This is a genomic window from Pseudomonas flavescens, assembly GCF_013408425.1.
GTDB lineage: Bacteria > Pseudomonadota > Gammaproteobacteria > Pseudomonadales > Pseudomonadaceae > Aquipseudomonas > Aquipseudomonas fulva_A.
In genome coordinates this window covers 1,243,753-1,263,153 of the sequence record NZ_JACBYV010000001.1, presented here as the reverse complement: position 1 = coordinate 1,263,153, position 19,401 = coordinate 1,243,753, and the positions used below count along the sequence as shown (strand labels likewise).

Here is a 19,401-nt window from a genome sequence, read left to right as displayed (position 1 = left end):
GTCTTCACTGTCTGGCGAGGCAATCAGCCCTCTGCCGTGCTCCAGTCGATCCAGCCGAATTGCCAGGTCGCCAGGATCAGCAGGCCAAAAGCGATCCGGTACCAGGCGAACACCGCGTAGCTGTGGTTGGCGATGAACACCAGCAGTGCGCGTACCGTCAGCATGGCAACGATGAACGTGGTGACGAAACCGATGGCGAACATCGGCAGATCGCTCCACTGCAGGATTTCACGATACTTGTAGAGCGAGTAGACGGTGGCCGCGACCATGGTCGGCATGGCCAGAAAGAACGAGAACTCGGTGGCCGCCTTCCGTGACAGGCCGAACAGCAGGCCGCCGATTATCGTCGAGCCGGAGCGCGATGTACCCGGGATGAGTGCCAGGCACTGTGCGCAGCCAACCTTGAGGGCCAGTTTCCAATCCATGTCATCGACCGACTCGGCGACGATGCGGTGCTGGCGCTTCTCCGCCCAGATCATCACCACACCACCGACGATCAAAGCGGCGCTGACGGTGATGGGATTGAACAGCCAGTGCTCGATGAGATCCGCGAACAGCAGGCCGAGAATCACCGCAGGAATGAAGGCGACCAGGACGTTGACCGTGAAGCGCCGCGCCATCGGATCGCTGCCCAGACCGGTCACCACCGAAGTGATGCGCTGACGAAACTCCCACATCACCGCCAGGATCGCGCCGAGCTGGATGATGATCTTGAAGGCCGTGGCGCGTTCACCATTGAACGACAGCAGATCGCCAACCACGATCAGGTGCCCGGTGCTGGAAATGGGCAGAAATTCGGTGAGGCCTTCAACGATACCCAGGATCAGCGCCTGAAATGCGAGCCAACTGTCCATCAGAACTCCTACGGATGTGCCAGACAGGCTGGCTGGAAAGGGGATGATTCTCGGACTGGAGCGGCTGGTGTAGGTTCCAGCAAGGCCGAAAAAAGCGGCAGTTATAAAGCAGTTGTTTTCAATTTCAAACAGCTATCAATGCAATCTCTCGAATTGCCGCCCTAACGCAACGTGCTGTGGCAAGACGCCCCGAGTGGCACGGGATAGAATGCGCCCCCTACACCACCACGCATTCAGGGGTTCCATGTCACCGCTCGAAGCCTGCGCCTCCCTGCTCGGCCTGCTCGCCGTATGGCTGACCGTGCGCCAGAATCCCTGGTGCTGGCCCGTCGGCCTGGTCATGGTGGTGCTCTATGCCTGGGTATTCTTCGAGGCTCGGCTGTACTCCAACGTGCTGCTGCAATTCGTCTACGCCGCCCTGCAGCTCTACGGGTGGTGGCACTGGACTCGGGGCGACCGCCCCGACGAGCGCCTCCACGTGTCACGCCTGAACCTGCGCCAGACAACCACGGGACTGGCACTTGGCCTACTGGGCTCGATCATGCTGGGCGTGCTGATGACCACCTACACCGATGCCAACGCCCCCTGGCAGGATGCCACGCTGTGCGCCTTCAGCCTGGTCGCGCAGGTGTGGATGGCCAAGAAGCGCCTGCAATGCTGGGCGCTGTGGATCGTCCTCGACCTGCTGTTCGTCGCGCTGTTCATCGACCAGGCGCTCTATTCAACCGCCGCCCTGTACGGCCTGTTCACCCTGCTGGCCTGCCACGGTTGGCTGACCTGGCGCCGCGAACTGGCGGTGCGTGCACCATGAAAGTTCTGGTACTGACGGGTCCGGAGTCCAGCGGCAAGAGCTGGCTGGCCAATGGGTTGCAGCAGCGCTTCGGGGGAATCATCGTTGGTGAGTACGTGCGCCACTTCATCGACAGCGAGCAACGCGATACCTGCTACGCCGACATACCCGCCATCGCCAGGGGCCAGTTGGCCTGGGAAGACGCCGCACGGGAGAAGCTCCCTCACCTGCTGATTCTCGATACCCACCTGCTGAGCAATATCCTCTGGAGCCATGAACTGTTCGGTGACTGCCCCGACTGGATGGAACAGGCCCTGCTCGAGCGCCAATACCATCTGCATCTATTGCTCGACCCTCGCGGGGTCGAATGGGTCAGTGACGGCCAGCGTTGCCAGCCGGAGCTCGCACAACGGATCGCGTTTCATCAAGCCTGCGCTGCGTGGCTGACAGCCCATGGGCAGACCGTGGTGGAAATTGCAGGGACCTGGAGCGAGCGTCAGAACGAAGTGATTGGCCTGGTTGAAACCTGGCTGGCAACTGGCGAATAAAAATCTCCGGGAGAAATCCTGATGCCCCTACGGCGATCCGCAGTTTGGTCGCTGGGGGTCGCAGACCAACAAAAACCCTACGAATTTCACGGGATGCATGCGTGGCATCTTGCCATTATCCGCCAGCATGGGCATAAAGGAGCACGACTAGAAGAACGCCACAAGGACGTCACCGATGCGCCTGATTCGCCGCACCTTGCAGATCATGCTTCTGTTGTTGCTCATCGCATTACTGATTGTCGTCTACTTCATCGCCAACCCCAATCTTCCCGACTACAAGCCGGCAGATAAGGTGCATTACCTTGGGCAATGGAGCGAGCAGGAACGTCAGTTCTACTACTACACCCCCCAGGGAACGCGGGTGAAGGGTCTGCAGTACGCATGGTTCTCGGCGCTGGAGCTGCCCTTCGGCAAGGCCAAGTTCGCCGACCCCGACTACCTGGCACGTTTCGGCTTTCTCACCCAGCCCGGGCAAAAGGCCACGCCACTCAATCCTGGCAACCTGCCGGTGGGCTTCGCACGCCATCAGGATGACGAAAGCGGCGTTGAGTACCTGGACATCACCTGCGCCGCCTGCCACACCGGCGAGCTGCGCTTCAAGGGCCAGGCGGTGCGTATCGACGGCGGCGCAGCCTTGCACTCCCTGGCCTCCACCGTGCCGACCCTAAAGGGGGGCAGCTTTGGCCAGTCCCTCGGCATGAGCATGGCGTTCACCTACTACAACCCGCTGAAGTTCCGCCGCTTCGCCCGGGAGGTATTGGGCGAGCGCTACGAGCGCGAGTACGACACCCTGCGGGTAGAATTCAAGCAAGTCCTCGATCGGCTGCTGAGTACCGCTTACAACGACTGGCACAGAGGCCTGTACCCGACCGAAGAAGGCTTCGGCCGTACCGATGCTTTCGGGCGCATCGCCAATACCGTGTTCGGTGACAGCATCGACGCGGCCAATTACCGGATTGCCGATGCACCGGTCAGCTATCCGCACCTCTGGGATATCTGGAAATTCGACTGGGTACAGTGGAACGGCTCGGCCATGCAGCCCATGGCACGCAACGTCGGCGAAGCGCTCGGCGTTGGCGCGACGCTGCATCTGCTCGACGAGAACGGCCAGGCTGTCGCGGAAAATCAGCGCTATGCCTCCAGCGTCCGCATCCATGATCTCTATGAACTGGAAGAGACGCTCAAGCGCCTGCAACCACCAGCGTGGCCGGAAAAGATCTTTGGCAAGGTGGATATCGCCCTGGCCAGCCGAGGGCGTGCCCTGTTCCAGGAAAACTGCGCCCACTGTCATGCGCCACAGGTCGTTCCGCCAGACAAGCGCATGGCCCCGGAGCGCGACCCCGAGTGGTACCTGCGGGTCATTCCAACGTCCATAGTCGGTACCGACTCCACCACCGCCGACAATATCGCGGACCATCGTTTCGACGTCAGCAAACTGGGCTGGACGAAAGCCAAGCTCGCGAAACTCGACGTCAAACTGTTCAGCAACAGCCTCGACAACGTCGACTTGCGCGCCATCTCCACCGCCGAAGCGCTGGCCTACATCACCGCCTATGTCGAAGAACGGGCCTATCGTGACAACGGCATCACGCCGGAGCAGCGCAAACGCATGGACGGCTATGGCCTGAAAATCGGCGTACAGGAGATCCGCGGCTACAAGGCACGCCCTCTGGACAGCATCTGGGCCACCCCGCCCTTCCTGCACAATGGCTCGGTACCCACGCTATTTCATCTGCTGTCGCCGGTCTCGGAGCGTCCCAGCCAATTCTGGGTCGGCAACTTCGAATTCGATCCCCAACATGTCGGCTTCGTAAGCGACAAGTTCCCCGGCGGCTTCCTTCTCGATACCCGTATCAAAGGCAACGGCAACAACGGTCACGAGTTCCGCGACGGTTGCCGCAACGACGGCGCCATCGGCCGAGGCCTGCAGCCGGAGGAGCGTTGGGCGCTGGTCGAGTACCTGAAAGTGCTGGGTAATGCGCAGCTGGAAAACCAATTGAGCGAAATGCCGAGCAAACCATGGAGTCCCGGCCCGTTCTGCCAGGGCAGCGTGACGGCCAACGATGAGGAGTCCAACGATGCTTAAACGATTCTGGCTTTGGCTTGGCAGGCTTCTGGGCAAAACGCTTGTTGTGTTGCTGGTCGTCGGCCTCGGTGGCTGGGCAATAGGCACCGCCTACTACAGCTGGAAGTTTTCCGGGCCGGTTTCCAGCGAGGAACAGATTCCTGCCAACGAGGCAGCCTATACCGAGGGCATCATCGAGGACGCCATTCGTGTGGTCGAGCAGCACCGCGACAACACTCGCGTGCTGCGCGACGCCCATGCCAAGGCTCACGGCTGTGTGAAAGCCGAAGTAACGGTGCGTGCCGAGCTCGATGAAACCCTGCGCCATGGCGTACTCAGTGAGCCGGGCAAGACCTGGCCGGCCTGGATGCGCCTGTCCAACGGAAACGCTTACCCGCAGTTCGACCGTGCTCGCGATGCCAGAGGGATGGCCATCAAGCTGCTCGACGTACCAGGCAACAAGCTGATGGCCAATCCACGCCATGCCGACGAGCAGGATTTCGTGATGTTCAATCATCCGGCATTCTTCGTGCGTGACGTCGCAGAGTACCGCAGCAACTTCGCCGCCCAGGCGGATGGCAAGAAGGCGCTGGCCTTCTTCCCCAGCTGGGATCCCCGCACCTGGGAGATCCGCCACCTGATAATTGCCTTGAAGACGCTTTCGCCGGCGCCGAGCAGCCCGGTCGAGACGACCTACAACTCGATCGCCCCCTTCAAGCTTGGGCCACACAACATCAAGTATCGGGTCATCCCCAGCCCCGAAAGCTGTCCGGCCTACGCAATCCCCAAGCCCAACACCGACCTGCCCAACTTCCTGCGCAGCGCGCTTTATCAGCAGCTGTCACTGGACCGCATGCCGGCCTGCTTCGCCCTGCAGGTGCAGCGGCAGAATCCGAGCCATTACATGCCGATCGAGGATCCCAGCGTGGAATGGGACGAGCGGATTTCTCCATTCGAAACGGTCGCCGACATTCGCCTTCCAGCCCAGGACTTCGACAGCTCGGAGCAAAACCTGTTTTGCGACAACCTGTCGTTCAATCCCTGGCACGCCTTACCGGAGCATCGCCCAATCGGCGGTATCAATCGTCTGCGCAAGGCAGTCTACGAAGCGGTAAGCGTCTATCGCCACGAACGTAACGCCGCCCAGCCCCAGTGAAGGCCCTACAATGTGCAGCAGGCTGCTAGAATCGCAGCCTGTTCGCACTGTAGACAAAGAGACTGGCCTTGGAACTGTTCAAAGAATTCATCTTCGAAGCCGCCCACCGGCTCCCCCACGTGCCTGAAGGCCATAAATGCGGGCGCCTGCACGGCCACTCCTTCCGCATCGCGGTCTATATCGAGGGAGAGGTCGACCCGCATACCGGATGGATCCGCGACTTTTCGGAGATAAAGGCCATCTTCAAGCCCATCTACGAACAGCTCGACCACAACTACTTAAACGACATACCTGGTCTGGAAAACCCGACCAGCGAAGTACTTGCCAAGTGGGTGTGGCAGCAACTCAAACCGCTGCTCCCTGAACTGTCGCGCATTCGTATTCACGAGACCTGCAGCAGCGGCTGCGAATACCGCGGCGACTGACCCCTCCCACACCTCGTGGAAAGACCAAAGCCCGCCTTGTGCGGGTTTTGTTTTTTCATTCGAGCGACCCAGCGAACCGCACGCCGCCCCAGGTCACGCCTTCGGCCGCCCAGGCTACAAAGCCTGCCGCTTCACCCTTCCACCACTGCCCCACGCGCAGGACGACCTGCTGTAGGAGCCGGCTTGCCGGCGATGCTCTTGATCGCGGCTCGCCAGCAAGCTGGCTCCTACACGTGCTCCGTAGCCTGGGCTGGCGACGCGAAACCTGGCGCGCTATCCGTAGGGTGGAAGACGCTTCACCCTTCCACCACTGCCCCACGCGCAGGACGACCTGCTGTAGGAGCCAGCTTGCCGGCGATGCTCTTGATCGCGGCTCGCCAGCAAGCTGGCTCCTACACGTGCTCCGTAGCCTGGGCTGGCGACGCGAAACCTGGGGCGCTATCCGTAGGATGGAAGACGCCCCACCCTTCCACCACTGCCCCACGAGCAGGACAGCCTGCTGTAGGAGCCAGCTTGCTGGCGATGCTCTTAACCGCGGCTCGCCAGCAAGCTCGCGCCTACGTGCGGGCCGCCACAGCCTTTTCTGGCGCCGAAAAGACGAAACCCCAGACCTCTGTCGAGATCTGGGGTTTCTGGTAGAAGCTTGACGATGACCTACTCTCACATGGGGAGACCCCACACTACCATCGGCGATGCATCGTTTCACTACTGAGTTCGGGATGGGATCAGGTGGTTCCAACGCTCTATGGTCGTCAAGCAATCCGGTTGGGGAGTCGATGTTTAGGTCGCTTCCCCGAATTGGGTATGTGATATCAGTTGGTATTGCGTGTTCTTGCAAATTTTCGGCATTACTGTCGACTTCTACCGTCTAACAGCCAAATTGTTTGGGTGTTATATGGTCAAGCCTCACGGGCAATTAGTACTGGTTAGCTCAACGCCTCACAACGCTTACACACCCAGCCTATCAACGTCGTAGTCTTCGACGGCCCTTTAGGGAACTCAAGGTTCCAGTGAGATCTCATCTTGAGGCAAGTTTCCCGCTTAGATGCTTTCAGCGGTTATCTTTCCCGAACATAGCTACCCGGCAATGCCACTGGCGTGACAACCGGAACACCAGAGGTTCGTCCACTCCGGTCCTCTCGTACTAGGAGCAGCCCCTCTCAAATCTCAAACGTCCACGGCAGATAGGGACCGAACTGTCTCACGACGTTCTAAACCCAGCTCGCGTACCACTTTAAATGGCGAACAGCCATACCCTTGGGACCGGCTTCAGCCCCAGGATGTGATGAGCCGACATCGAGGTGCCAAACACCGCCGTCGATATGAACTCTTGGGCGGTATCAGCCTGTTATCCCCGGAGTACCTTTTATCCGTTGAGCGATGGCCCTTCCATACAGAACCACCGGATCACTAAGACCTACTTTCGTACCTGCTCGACGTGTCTGTCTCGCAGTCAAGCGCGCTTTTGCCTTTATACTCTACGACCGATTTCCGACCGGTCTGAGCGCACCTTCGTACTCCTCCGTTACTCTTTAGGAGGAGACCGCCCCAGTCAAACTACCCACCATACACTGTCCTCGATCCGGATAACGGACCAGAGTTAGAACCTCAAGGTTGCCAGGGTGGTATTTCAAGGTTGGCTCCATGAGAACTGGCGTCCCCACTTCAAAGCCTCCCACCTATCCTACACAAGCAAGCTCAAAGTCCAGTGCAAAGCTATAGTAAAGGTTCACGGGGTCTTTCCGTCTAGCCGCGGATACACTGCATCTTCACAGCGATTTCAATTTCACTGAGTCTCGGGTGGAGACAGCGCCGCCATCGTTACGCCATTCGTGCAGGTCGGAACTTACCCGACAAGGAATTTCGCTACCTTAGGACCGTTATAGTTACGGCCGCCGTTTACCGGGGCTTCGATCAAGAGCTTCGCGTTAGCTAACCCCATCAATTAACCTTCCGGCACCGGGCAGGCGTCACACCCTATACGTCCACTTTCGTGTTTGCAGAGTGCTGTGTTTTTAATAAACAGTCGCAGCGGCCTGGTATCTTCGACCGGCATGTGCTTACGGGGTAAACCCTTCACACTCACCGGCGCACCTTCTCCCGAAGTTACGGTGCCATTTTGCCTAGTTCCTTCACCCGAGTTCTCTCAAGCGCCTTGGTATTCTCTACCTAACCACCTGTGTCGGTTTGGGGTACGGTTCCTAATTACCTGAAGCTTAGAAGCTTTTCCTGGAAGCATGGCATCAACCACTTCATCGTCCTAAAGGACAACTCGTCATCAGCTCTCGGCCTTGAACGCCCGGATTTACCTAAGCATTCAGCCTACCACCTTAAACACGGACAACCAACGCCGTGCTGGCCTAGCCTTCTCCGTCCCTCCATCGCAGTAATTAGAAGTACGGGAATATTAACCCGTTTCCCATCGACTACGCATTTCTGCCTCGCCTTAGGGGCCGACTCACCCTGCGTCGATTAACGTTGCGCAGGAAACCTTGGTCTTTCGGCGTGGGAGTTTTTCACTCCCATTGTCGTTACTCATGTCAGCATTCGCACTTCTGATACCTCCAGCAAGCTTCTCAACTCACCTTCACAGGCTTACAGAACGCTCCTCTACCGCTCATCCTAAGATGAACCCGTAGCTTCGGTGTATGGTTTGAGCCCCGTTACATCTTCCGCGCAGGCCGACTCGACTAGTGAGCTATTACGCTTTCTTTAAAGGGTGGCTGCTTCTAAGCCAACCTCCTAGCTGTCTAAGCCTTCCCACATCGTTTCCCACTTAACCATAACTTTGGGACCTTAGCTGACGGTCTGGGTTGTTTCCCTTTTCACGACGGACGTTAGCACCCGCCGTGTGTCTCCCGTGCTGACACTTGCTGGTATTCGGAGTTTGCATCGGTTTGGTAAGTCGGGATGACCCCCTAGCCGAAACAGTGCTCTACCCCCAGCAGTGATACACGAGGCGCTACCTAAATAGCTTTCGAGGAGAACCAGCTATCTCCGAGCTTGATTAGCCTTTCACTCCGATCCACAGGTCATCCGCTAACTTTTCAACGGTAGTCGGTTCGGTCCTCCAGTTAGTGTTACCCAACCTTCAACCTGCCCATGGATAGATCGCCCGGTTTCGGGTCTATACCCAGCGACTAAACGCCCTATTAAGACTCGCTTTCGCTACGCCTCCCCTATTCGGTTAAGCTCGCCACTGAATATAAGTCGCTGACCCATTATACAAAAGGTACGCAGTCACAGAACAAGTCTGCTCCCACTGCTTGTACGCATACGGTTTCAGGATCTATTTCACTCCCCTCTCCGGGGTTCTTTTCGCCTTTCCCTCACGGTACTAGTTCACTATCGGTCAGTCAGTAGTATTTAGCCTTGGAGGATGGTCCCCCCATATTCAGACAAAGTTTCTCGTGCTCCGTCCTACTCGATTTCATTGAAAAGAGATTTTCGTGTACGGGGCTATCACCCACTACGGCGGCACTTTCCAGAGCCTTCCACTAATCTCAAATCAACTTAAGGGCTAGTCCCCGTTCGCTCGCCACTACTAAGGGAATCTCGGTTGATTTCTTTTCCTCAGGGTACTTAGATGTTTCAGTTCCCCTGGTTCGCCTCATGCACCTATGTATTCAGTGCATGATACCCAGCTTATGCTAGGTGGGTTCCCCCATTCAGAGATCTCTGGATCACAGTCTGTTTGCCGACTCCCCAAAGCTTATCGCAGGCTACAACGTCTTTCATCGCCTCTGACTGCCAAGGCATCCACCGTATGCGCTTCTTCACTTGACCATATAACCCCAAGCAATCTGGTTACTGTCTATAACGTGAAGACGACATTCGCCGAAAATTTGCACTTGAGAACAACGCAAATTTTACCTTGACCAGATCAATTACCAGTGAAAGTAATCAATCAGTCACTTCTATCACATACCCAAATTTTTAAAGAACGATTTTTCTGACTGGTCAAAGACCAGAAATCAACACTCTTCTGCCTAAACAGGAATGCTCATTTCTGAACTCTAATTCACATCAACAACGGCTGTAAGTGGTGGAGCCAAGCGGGATCGAACCGCTGACCTCCTGCGTGCAAGGCAGGCGCTCTCCCAGCTGAGCTATGGCCCCAAATACTTCCAAGGCCTGCACCCTCAACAATTGGTGGGTCTGGGCAGATTCGAACTGCCGACCTCACCCTTATCAGGGGTGCGCTCTAACCAACTGAGCTACAGACCCAATCGTCTTTCGCAATGAATCAAGCAATTCGTGTGGGTACTTATGAGAAGCTGGGATCTTCGATTAAGGAGGTGATCCAGCCGCAGGTTCCCCTACGGCTACCTTGTTACGACTTCACCCCAGTCATGAATCACACCGTGGTAACCGTCCTCCCGAAGGTTAGACTAGCTACTTCTGGTGCAACCCACTCCCATGGTGTGACGGGCGGTGTGTACAAGGCCCGGGAACGTATTCACCGTGACATTCTGATTCACGATTACTAGCGATTCCGACTTCACGCAGTCGAGTTGCAGACTGCGATCCGGACTACGATCGGTTTTATGGGATTAGCTCCACCTCGCGGCTTGGCAACCCTTTGTACCGACCATTGTAGCACGTGTGTAGCCCTGGCCGTAAGGGCCATGATGACTTGACGTCATCCCCACCTTCCTCCGGTTTGTCACCGGCAGTCTCCTTAGAGTTCCCACCATAACGTGCTGGTAACTAAGGACAAGGGTTGCGCTCGTTACGGGACTTAACCCAACATCTCACGACACGAGCTGACGACAGCCATGCAGCACCTGTGTCTGAGTTCCCGAAGGCACCAATCCATCTCTGGAAAGTTCTCAGCATGTCAAGGCCAGGTAAGGTTCTTCGCGTTGCTTCGAATTAAACCACATGCTCCACCGCTTGTGCGGGCCCCCGTCAATTCATTTGAGTTTTAACCTTGCGGCCGTACTCCCCAGGCGGTCAACTTAATGCGTTAGCTGCGCCACTAAAATCTCAAGGATTCCAACGGCTAGTTGACATCGTTTACGGCGTGGACTACCAGGGTATCTAATCCTGTTTGCTCCCCACGCTTTCGCACCTCAGTGTCAGTATCAGTCCAGGTGGTCGCCTTCGCCACTGGTGTTCCTTCCTATATCTACGCATTTCACCGCTACACAGGAAATTCCACCACCCTCTACCGTACTCTAGCTTGCCAGTTTTGGATGCAGTTCCCAGGTTGAGCCCGGGGCTTTCACATCCAACTTAACAAACCACCTACGCGCGCTTTACGCCCAGTAATTCCGATTAACGCTTGCACCCTCTGTATTACCGCGGCTGCTGGCACAGAGTTAGCCGGTGCTTATTCTGTCGGTAACGTCAAAACAGCAAAGTATTAATTTACTGCCCTTCCTCCCAACTTAAAGTGCTTTACAATCCGAAGACCTTCTTCACACACGCGGCATGGCTGGATCAGGCTTTCGCCCATTGTCCAATATTCCCCACTGCTGCCTCCCGTAGGAGTCTGGACCGTGTCTCAGTTCCAGTGTGACTGATCATCCTCTCAGACCAGTTACGGATCGTCGCCTTGGTGAGCCTTTACCCCACCAACTAGCTAATCCGACCTAGGCTCATCTATTAGCGCAAGGCCCGAAGGTCCCCTGCTTTCTCCCGTAGGACGTATGCGGTATTAGCGTTCCTTTCGAAACGTTGTCCCCCACTAATAGGCAGATTCCTAGGCATTACTCACCCGTCCGCCGCTGAATCAGGGAGCAAGCTCCCGTCAACCGCTCGACTTGCATGTGTTAGGCCTGCCGCCAGCGTTCAATCTGAGCCATGATCAAACTCTTCAGTTCAATACTGCATTGGGTTTTGAGAAAACCCTAAACTTGGCTCAGCAATCGCAAACCTCTCTATCGCTAGAGAGTTAACTCTCGAATTAACGAGTGTTTACTTGTGATGCTGATAATCTTGCGATCACTCAGTCTTAACCCACAAGCACCCACACGAATTGCTTGATTCAGTTGTTAAAGAACGTTTGGTTAAGTCTTTCGTCTCAACCGAGGCGCGCATCTTACAGCAGCCTCATTTCCTGTCAAGCTGTTTTTGAAGAACTTTTTCTTTCTTCTCAACACCTTGCAGCGCCCCACCAGATCATCTTCTCTCCAGCGGGAGGCGCATTCTACAGCGTTACAAACCGCTGTCAACACCCTCTTTACCGCCTTCGATCAAACCTGATCGAACCATCAACAGAACCACTCAAACCACCCTGTCGATGCCGGCGCATTCTACTCGAATTCGCCGTCCGTGCAACCTTTATTTTCGTCTAACTCATTGTTTAGCAAGGAGTTTTCAGATCAGGCCGCGCCGGAAGTGGTGCGCATTATAGGCCCCCACGAAATCAGGTCAAGGGGTTATTTGCGCTTTTCTACGCTTTTGTCCAAGGCGCGATAATCGAACGCTTTGTCCTAGTCCTTTTCGCCGCACGATTGACCAAATTAACTGGTTGGTACATTTTGAATGCAGCTTTATTCAGCTATCCGACAATAACAACAGGAAGCAGCATGGCTCCCATCGTCCTTATCCTCAACGGCCCGAACCTGAACATGCTCGGCACCCGTGAACCCGAAACCTATGGGCACGAAACCCTGGCCGACATATCCCGCCTTTGCGCCGAGACAGCCGAACCCCTCGGCCTGGCCACCGAGTTCCGCCAAACCAACCACGAAGCCGAACTCATCGACTGGATTCACAAGGCGCGCGGACGCTGCGCAGGTATCGAGATCAATCCTGCAGCCTGGACCCACACGTCGGTTGCCATCCGCGATGCATTGGTCGCCAGCGAGCTGCCGGTAATAGAGGTGCATCTCTCCAACGTGCACAAACGTGAAGCCTTCCGCCATCATTCCTTCGTATCACCGATCGCGCTCGGTGTGATCTGCGGACTGGGTAGCGGCGGCTATCGCGCAGCGCTGCAGCACTTCAGCCAACTCATTAAAGGATGATGCACCCATGACCACCCATACACCGAGCATCCTCGCCGGCCTCATCGGTGCAGGCATCCAGGCATCCCGTACACCCGCCATGCATGAACACGAAGGTGATGCGCAGGGCATTCGCTACTTATATAGGCTGATCGATCTGGATCAATTGCGCCTCGACAGCAGCGCCCTCCCCGATCTGCTGAGCGCAGCCGAGCACATGAGTTTTACCGGGCTCAACATCACCTTCCCGTGCAAGCAGGCGATCATTCCCCTGCTCGACGAACTGTCCGACGAGGCCCGGGGAATTGGCGCGGTGAATACCGTTGTCTTCAAAGATGGCAAACGAATCGGCCACAACACTGACTGCCTTGGTTTTTCGGAAGGTTTCCGACGCGGCCTCGGAGACGTGGAGCGCGCCCAGGTCGTACAGATGGGCGCTGGCGGCGCTGGCGCGGCAGTGGCTCACGCTCTATTGAGCGAAGGCGTCGGGCAACTGACCATTTTCGACGTGGAGCTCGAACGGGCGCAGGCGCTGGCCGACAATCTCAACAAGCACTTCGGCTCATCACGCGCTCAGGCTGGCAGCGATCTGGCCGCGGCAGTGGCAAACGCCGACGGCCTGGTCAACACCACCCCCATGGGCATGGCCAAGCTACCGGGCATGCCGATTCCCAAGGCGCTGTTGCGCCCGGCGCTGTGGGTCGCGGAGATCGTCTACTTCCCGTTGGAAACGGAGCTGCTCCGTGAAGCCAGGGCCATTGGCTGCAGGACGCTGGACGGCGGCAACATGGCAGTATTCCAGGCGGTGAAAGCATTCGAGCTGTTCAGTGGCGTTGAGGCGGACGCGCAACGCATGCTCGATCACTTCCACAGCATGAACAGTTGATGGTTGCAGGCCGGCCATCGGTGGTGGTCGGCCTGAGCTCAGCGAGTGACGTAGCGCAGCACCGCTTCGCAAATCATGCGCTTGTGGCGAAGCTTGACCTGCTCGTCCGGCAGATCGATCTGGAAGATTTCCCCGAACGTATGCCGGTTGGATACCCGATAGAAGCAGAACGAGCTGATCAGCATGTGCACGTCCAAGGTATCCAGCCCTTCGCGAAACACGCCCTCCTTCTCTCCACGCTTGAGCGTTTCGCCCAGCGTCAACAGCACCACGTTGCTCATCCGGCGGATTTCCGGTGACTGCTTGACGTACTCGCCGTAGTGAATGTTCTCGATGCTGACGATGCGTACGAAGTCCGAATTGCGATCATGGTGATCGAAGGTGAACTCGACCAACCGGCGAATCGCATCCGGTGGCGACAGCTCATCGAGATGCAGGCGTCGTTCCGTGCTGCGGATATCGCCATACAGCTTGCAGAGCACTTCGACGTATAGCTGCTCCTTGCTGCCAAAGTAGTAGTAGATCATGCGTTTGGACGTTGCGGTGCGTTCGGCGATGGCGTCGACGCGCGCACCTGACAGGCCCTGCTGTACGAACTCGGTGATGGCGGCCTGCAGGATGTTCTCCCGGGTCTTTTCCGGGTTGTTCTTGCGCGGCTTGCGGGTCGCCGTGGCCAGTTCTTCGGCCGCAGGCTCAAGGGTAACGGTCATAGAGGTACTCATCATGGCCTTTCTTATTGTTCATCCTGCACCCTGAGGGCGGGTATGGCTATAGCCGATACCCGCTGGAACATGCAGGTCAGAGCTTCGCCTGACGCACGGCACCGCTGCGCGATTTGGCCATCGCCGCTAGGCGGACGGCGACGTTGGCGGCTCCATAGCCGACATAGCCATTCTTGCGCTGAATGATTTCGAAGAAGAAGCGCTCCTCGAATGCCTCGGTGTACACGTGGAACAACTCACCACCCTGAGCGTCACGATCGTAGAGCACGTTGTAGTAGGCCAGTTCACTGAGGAACTCGTCGTCGAAATCGAAACGTGCGGCCAGATCGTCGTAGTAATTGAGCGGTATGTCCAGCAGGGGAACGCCGGCCTCCTTGGCCCGCGCCACCTCCTTGAAGATGTCTTCGCAGGAGAACGCGATGTGATGCACGCCCGAACCGCGATAGCTGGAAAGTGCATGAGCGATGGCCGTGTTGCGGTTCTCGGAAATGTTCAGCGGCAGGCGCACCGAGCTGCAACGGCTACGCAGTGCACGACTTTTCACCAGGCCGTAAGGATCGGGCAAGACCACTTCGTCATCGGCTTCGAAGTCCAGCAGACTCTTGTAGAACAGCACCCAGCTGTCCAGGTTGTCGGCTGGCAGTGCCAGTGCCATATGGTCGATGCGCTGCAGGCTACCGGTTTGCACCGCACTCGGGTCGAGCTTGAAATCGGTGTCGTAGATGCTCTGCCCCGCCTCGGCTTCGTCGACCAGATAGATCAGACTGCCATCGGGAGCACGCATCGCCGGAATTTCCCGCTCGTTCGGCCCGACCAACCCGCGATAAGGATGCCCGCGGTAATCCCGAGCGCGCTGCAGCGCCGAAGCACCATCCTTGACCTTCAGGGCCGTGGCACACAGCGATGGGCCATGAGCTTCGAAGAACCCGTGGGCGAAGGAATACGGTTCGGCATTGAGGACGATGTTGATGTCGCCCTGGCGCAGCAGACTGACGTCCTTGGAACGGTGTTCACCGGCCCTGGCGAAGCCCAGTCGCTCGAGCCACCCCGACAGCTTGGCACCCGCCGCTTCGTCGACCGCGAACTCCAGGAACTCGACGCCGTGATAGCGACTGGCTGGCGGCGTGGAGAACAGCATGTCGAGATTCGGTGCCTGTGCGTCGGCTGCCAGAAGCTGACGGGTTTTCTCCTCCAGATACAGCAGCGAGCGCAGCCCATCCACCGCGTTGGCACGCGGCGGCGCCGCGCGGAAACCGTCGTTGAAGATTTCCAGAGACAGCGGCCCGTTGTAGCCGGTGCGAATGATCGGCGCGAGAAAGCCCGGCAGGTCGAATTCACCCTGGCCGGGGAAGCAACGGAAATGGCGACTCCACTCCAGCACGTCCATCGCCAGGATCGGCGCATCGGCCATCTGCACGAAGAAGATCTTGTCGCCGGGGATATCGGCGATCGCCGCAGGGTCACCTTTCAGCGACAGGGTGTGGAAGCTGTCGAGAATGACGCCGACCGCAGGGTGGTCCGCCTGGCGCACCAGATTCCACACCTGCTGGTAGGTATTGACGTGGCGCCCCCAGGCCAGTGCCTCGTAACCGATACGCAGGCCCCGTGCACCAGCACGCTCGCCCAGCAGACGCAGATCGTCGACCAGGATGTCTTCATCGCCGAGCGAGTCGGCCGCAACGTTGCTGCAGACCAGCACCAGATCGGTACCGAGCTCCTGCATCAGATCGAACTTGCGCTCGGCGCGGTCGAGGTTGCGCTGCAGGCGATCCCGACGGCAGCCTTCGAAATCGCGAAATGGCTGGAACAGCGTAATGGCGATGCCCAGATCGGCGCACATCTTGCGAATGTCGCGCGGGCTACCCGCGTAGTACAGCAGGTCGTTCTCGAATATCTCCACACCATCGAAACCCGCAGCCGCCACGGCTTCGAGTTTTTCCGGCAGGGTTCCGCTCAGGGAGACGGTGGCAATCGAGCGATGCATACTTCAGCTCCTTGTAGATAACGATCTCTGCGGATCGCATGATGACCTCGGCCAAGCTCCAGCAAGCGTAGTCGACAAGGTCTTCGGACCATTGCCTGACAGCCGTTCAATCAGCCAGCAGCTCGATTTCTCGGGGGCTGCGGCGATTATTCGCGCGCACGCGGGAGGCGGCAATTCAAAGTGTACGAACCGGTTAGTATTCTGTGCGTTTATCGAACATAAGGCCGTTTATCGAATTGACCAAGCTCTCATTTCTCCCTGACCATGGTCCCCACTGCGGACAACTGATGCCTCGAAGGTCAGACCCACAGACGGCCTAGCACGGTCCATAACAATTTCAAGAAAACGAGTACATACCATGCTCACTTCCCAGTCCCCGAATACCCGCATACCATTCGCACGCTTTCTGACCCCAACCCGGTCAGTTGCGACTCCGCGCGCCCTACCCTGACTCGCGAAGCTCCGCTCGATCAAACCCGACAGTGATTGACCTGACGCCCCAAAAGGGCCGGTCCGCGCATGCCGGCGCTCGACTCGAACACATGCTGCTGACTCGTTCAGGGCTCTAAAAATAACGGAGACAATGATGGCTAACCCCTCACGTTCACAAGCCAAGAAAGCTACTGCCAGCGGCTGGGTCGGCTCCGCTCTGGAGTATTACGACTTTTTCATCTACGCCCAGGCGGCGGCACTGATCTTCCCGCAGATCTTCTTCCCCAACACCGACCCGAAAATGGCCATCGTCGCCTCACTGGCCACTTATGGCGTGGGTTACCTGGCGCGCCCGGTCGGTGCCTTCGTCCTGGGTCACTGGGGTGATACCCGTGGCCGCAAGAACGTGCTGCTGCTGTGCATGTTCCTGATGGGCATTTCGACCATGGCCGTAGGCCTGCTGCCGACCTACCACGACATCGGCTTCCTGGCTCCGGCCATGCTGGTGGTACTGCGTCTGATCCAGGGGTTTGCCGTTGCCGGTGAAATCTCGGGGGCCAGTTCGATGATCCTCGAACATGCGCCTTTCGGACGACGAGGTTTCTATGCCAGCTTCACCCTGCAGGGTGTACAGGCTGGCCAGGTACTTGCCGCTGCCGTCTTCCTGCCGCTGGCTTACTTCATGCCGACCGAGGCCTTCAACGACTGGGGCTGGCGTATCCCGTTCCTGCTCAGCGCCTTTGTACTGCTGGCAGGCTTCATCATCCGCCGCGAAGTCCATGAAACCCCGGCCTTCGTCAACGAAGAGAACAAGCAGAAGATTGCCAAGTCGCCGATCTCCGAAGCGTTCAGCACCAGCTGGAGAACCATGTTCCTGGTCATGGTCATGTCGCTGATGAACGTCATCCCCGTAGTGGCCACCATTTTTGGCGCGGCTTACGCAGTGCAACCTGCCTATGGGATCGGCTTCGACAAGAGCGTGTATCTGTGGATCCCGGTGGTAGGCAACATCGTCGCGGTGCTGGTCATCCCCTTCGTCGGCAACCTCTCCGACAAGATCGGCCGCCGTCCGACCATCATGACTGGCGCACTGGGCTCGGGCCTGCTGGCCTTCGGCTACCTGTACGCCATCAGCATCAGCAACGTGCCGCTGGCATTCGTCATGTCGCTGCTCATGTGGGGCGTGGTGTATCAGGGCTACAACGCGGTATTCCCAAGCTTCTACCCGGAGCTGTTCCAGACTCGCTACCGCGTGTCGGCCATGGCCATCGCCCAGAACATCGGCACCATGCTGACCGCCATGCTGCCAGCGGTGTTCGCCCTGCTCGCACCGCCCGGTTCGGACAACATTCCGCTGCTGATCGGTAGCCTGGCATTCGGCATCACCTGCCTGTGCGCCATCGCCGCCTTCATCGCCCCGGAAACCCATCGGATCCCGATGGCCGATCTGGGCAAGCCGGGTGCCAAGCCGATGGACAAGGACGAGTACGAAGCTGCACGCAAGAACAGCTTCAACGACAGCAACCACTGAGTCGACTGACCCGTGCAAAACAAGAAGGCCCGCAAGGGCCTTCTTTCATTTCATGGGTACCCGAATACCAGCGGCACCGTCCGATCAGCGCTTGCGGCGCTGTTGGTAGGCGGCGGCCAGGCCGCTCAGGCAAATGATGGCGATCCCGACCTTGGCGCTGGTCTCCGGATCATGACCAAAAATCACCAGGCCCAGCAGACCCGCGAAGACGATCTGACAGTAGCCGAACGGCGCGAGCAGTGCCGGGGCTGCGTGACGAAAGGCCTTGGTCAGCATGAGATGAGCGAACATGCCACAGGCCCCGAGCGCCAGCATCAGTGGTAAATGCCGCCATTCCGGCAATTGCCAGAAGAACGGCACCAGGCAGCTCATTATCAGGGTGTTGAGCAGACCGGTGAAGAAGTTGCTGGTGGTCGGTGTGTCGTACTGGCTGACCATGCGCGTCAGCAACTGATACGCCGCGAAGCAGGTCGCCGAACAGAGCGGCAGCAAAATCGCCGGCGTGAACAGTTCGCCCCCCGGGTGGACGATGATCAGCACGCCACAGAAGCCGACCAGCACCGCAGCCCACTGGCCACGAGTGACCCGTTCATTGAGCAGCGGCACCGAAAGCGCGGTGACCAACAGCGGAGCGAGAAAGTTGACCGCCGTCGCCTCGGCCAAGGGGATGTACAGCAACCCGGTGGTGAAGAACAGGCTGCAGCCCAATAGACAGATTGCCCGCAGCGCCTGCAGGCCGGGACGCTTGCTGCGCAGCACACGCAGGCCGGATTGCGGCAGGAAGATGCCGGCCATCAGCAGTGTGTGCACGACATAGCGCGCCCAGACCACCATGATCACCGGATAGATGCCGGACATGTATTTCGACAGCGCGTCATGGCTGGCGAACAGAAAGGTCGCCAACACCACCAGGCCGATGCCCTTGAGCGGATGGTTGACGCCTGACAGCGAACTCGGGGTACTCATGCGAACTCTCGTGATTCAGCAGACATCATCATATTCGGTAGCTGACTAACTATTAGCTCAGCCTGATCTCGATCAACAGCCTGTAG

Annotated in this window: 12 protein-coding genes, 2 tRNA genes and 3 rRNA genes; 8 read left to right on the top strand and 9 right to left on the bottom strand. The window is 57.9% G+C overall.

Annotation, left to right across the window (positions count from 1 at the left end):
- Positions 1-23: 23 nt before the first annotated feature.
- On the bottom strand, positions 24-854 hold the full coding sequence (locus tag FHR27_RS05485) for an undecaprenyl-diphosphate phosphatase (RefSeq protein WP_179538019.1): 831 nt from the start codon (positions 852-854) through the stop codon (positions 24-26).
- Positions 855-1,098: 244 nt separating this feature from the next.
- On the opposite strand from FHR27_RS05485, the gene pnuC reads away from it, so the two are divergent.
- The 5 genes from pnuC to queD all read left to right on the top strand — a co-directional run bounded on the left by pnuC (position 1,099) and on the right by queD (position 5,838).
- Positions 1,099-1,665, top strand: a complete 567-nt coding sequence (gene pnuC / locus FHR27_RS05480; protein ID WP_042553819.1) for a nicotinamide riboside transporter PnuC — start codon at positions 1,099-1,101, stop codon at positions 1,663-1,665.
- Positions 1,662-2,192 (top strand): AAA family ATPase, encoded by a 531-nt coding sequence (locus tag FHR27_RS05475; protein WP_179538018.1) that lies wholly within the window; start codon positions 1,662-1,664, stop codon positions 2,190-2,192. The genes pnuC and FHR27_RS05475 overlap by 4 nt, the downstream gene beginning before the upstream one ends.
- A gap of 175 nt (positions 2,193-2,367) precedes the next feature.
- Positions 2,368-4,278 carry a c-type cytochrome gene (locus tag FHR27_RS05470; protein ID WP_042553821.1) on the top strand — a complete coding sequence of 637 codons (1,911 nt, stop codon included), beginning with the start codon at positions 2,368-2,370 and terminating at the stop codon, positions 4,276-4,278.
- A complete protein-coding gene (locus tag FHR27_RS05465; protein WP_042553822.1) occupies positions 4,271-5,413 on the top strand; it encodes a catalase family protein in 1,143 nt (380 codons plus the stop codon). Before FHR27_RS05470 ends, FHR27_RS05465 begins: the two co-directional genes overlap by 8 nt.
- 68 nt (positions 5,414-5,481) lie before the next feature.
- Positions 5,482-5,838, top strand: a complete 357-nt coding sequence (gene queD, locus FHR27_RS05460) for a 6-carboxytetrahydropterin synthase QueD (RefSeq protein WP_082045780.1) — start codon at positions 5,482-5,484, stop codon at positions 5,836-5,838.
- Between the two features lie 641 nt (positions 5,839-6,479).
- On the opposite strand, the gene rrf is transcribed toward queD, so the two are convergent.
- The 5 genes from rrf to FHR27_RS05435 form a co-directional block, all read right to left on the bottom strand.
- Positions 6,480-6,595, bottom strand: a 5S ribosomal RNA gene (rrf, locus tag FHR27_RS05455).
- Positions 6,596-6,733: 138 nt separating this feature from the next.
- Positions 6,734-9,624, bottom strand: a 23S ribosomal RNA gene (locus tag FHR27_RS05450).
- A gap of 257 nt (positions 9,625-9,881) precedes the next feature.
- Positions 9,882-9,957: transfer RNA gene (locus tag FHR27_RS05445), tRNA-Ala, on the bottom strand.
- Positions 9,958-9,988: 31 nt separating this feature from the next.
- Positions 9,989-10,065 (bottom strand) — tRNA-Ile (locus tag FHR27_RS05440).
- Positions 10,066-10,129: 64 nt separating this feature from the next.
- A 16S ribosomal RNA gene (locus FHR27_RS05435) occupies positions 10,130-11,666 on the bottom strand.
- The 16S, 23S and 5S rRNA genes sit together here with 2 tRNA genes alongside, the layout of an rRNA operon.
- A 708-nt stretch (positions 11,667-12,374) precedes the next feature.
- On the opposite strand from FHR27_RS05435, the gene aroQ reads away from it, so the two are divergent.
- Together aroQ and FHR27_RS05425 are read left to right on the top strand one after the other, a co-directional pair.
- A complete protein-coding gene (gene aroQ, locus FHR27_RS05430) occupies positions 12,375-12,815 on the top strand; it encodes a type II 3-dehydroquinate dehydratase (protein ID WP_179538017.1) in 441 nt (146 codons plus the stop codon).
- 7 nt (positions 12,816-12,822) lie between these two features.
- Positions 12,823-13,680, top strand: a complete 858-nt coding sequence (locus FHR27_RS05425) for a shikimate dehydrogenase (RefSeq protein WP_042553231.1) — start codon at positions 12,823-12,825, stop codon at positions 13,678-13,680.
- Positions 13,681-13,718: 38 nt separating this feature from the next.
- Here the strand turns inward: FHR27_RS05425 and FHR27_RS05420 are convergent, their stop codons facing one another.
- Both FHR27_RS05420 and quiC read right to left on the bottom strand, forming a co-directional pair.
- Positions 13,719-14,390, bottom strand: coding sequence for a TetR/AcrR family transcriptional regulator (locus FHR27_RS05420; protein WP_042553230.1), 672 nt, complete (start codon positions 14,388-14,390; stop codon positions 13,719-13,721).
- 88 nt (positions 14,391-14,478) lie between these two features.
- Positions 14,479-16,386, bottom strand: coding sequence for a 3-dehydroshikimate dehydratase QuiC (gene quiC / locus FHR27_RS05415; protein ID WP_042553229.1), 1,908 nt, complete (start codon positions 16,384-16,386; stop codon positions 14,479-14,481).
- A 586-nt stretch (positions 16,387-16,972) separates the two neighbouring features.
- On the opposite strand from quiC, the gene FHR27_RS05410 reads away from it, so the two are divergent.
- Positions 16,973-18,349 carry an MFS transporter gene (locus FHR27_RS05410; RefSeq protein WP_179538016.1) on the top strand — a complete coding sequence of 459 codons (1,377 nt, stop codon included), beginning with the start codon at positions 16,973-16,975 and terminating at the stop codon, positions 18,347-18,349.
- Positions 18,350-18,433: 84 nt separating this feature from the next.
- Here FHR27_RS05410 and FHR27_RS05405 read toward each other — a convergent pair whose 3' ends face one another.
- On the bottom strand, positions 18,434-19,315 hold the full coding sequence (locus FHR27_RS05405) for a DMT family transporter (RefSeq protein ID WP_042553227.1): 882 nt from the start codon (positions 19,313-19,315) through the stop codon (positions 18,434-18,436).
- Positions 19,316-19,401 lie beyond the last annotated feature (86 nt).

Coding starts and splice junctions, on each gene's coding strand:
- FHR27_RS05485 (WP_179538019.1), bottom strand. CDS start 854: ATGGACAGTTGGCTCGCATTTCAGGCGCTGATCCTGGGTATCGTTGAA.
- pnuC (WP_042553819.1), top strand. CDS start 1,099: ATGTCACCGCTCGAAGCCTGCGCCTCCCTGCTCGGCCTGCTCGCCGTA.
- FHR27_RS05475 (WP_179538018.1), top strand. CDS start 1,662: ATGAAAGTTCTGGTACTGACGGGTCCGGAGTCCAGCGGCAAGAGCTGG.
- FHR27_RS05470 (WP_042553821.1), top strand. CDS start 2,368: ATGCGCCTGATTCGCCGCACCTTGCAGATCATGCTTCTGTTGTTGCTC.
- FHR27_RS05465 (WP_042553822.1), top strand. CDS start 4,271: ATGCTTAAACGATTCTGGCTTTGGCTTGGCAGGCTTCTGGGCAAAACG.
- aroQ (WP_179538017.1), top strand. CDS start 12,375: ATGGCTCCCATCGTCCTTATCCTCAACGGCCCGAACCTGAACATGCTC.
- FHR27_RS05425 (WP_042553231.1), top strand. CDS start 12,823: ATGACCACCCATACACCGAGCATCCTCGCCGGCCTCATCGGTGCAGGC.
- FHR27_RS05420 (WP_042553230.1), bottom strand. CDS start 14,390: ATGACCGTTACCCTTGAGCCTGCGGCCGAAGAACTGGCCACGGCGACC.
- quiC (WP_042553229.1), bottom strand. CDS start 16,386: ATGCATCGCTCGATTGCCACCGTCTCCCTGAGCGGAACCCTGCCGGAA.
- FHR27_RS05410 (WP_179538016.1), top strand. CDS start 16,973: ATGGCTAACCCCTCACGTTCACAAGCCAAGAAAGCTACTGCCAGCGGC.
- FHR27_RS05405 (WP_042553227.1), bottom strand. CDS start 19,315: ATGAGTACCCCGAGTTCGCTGTCAGGCGTCAACCATCCGCTCAAGGGC.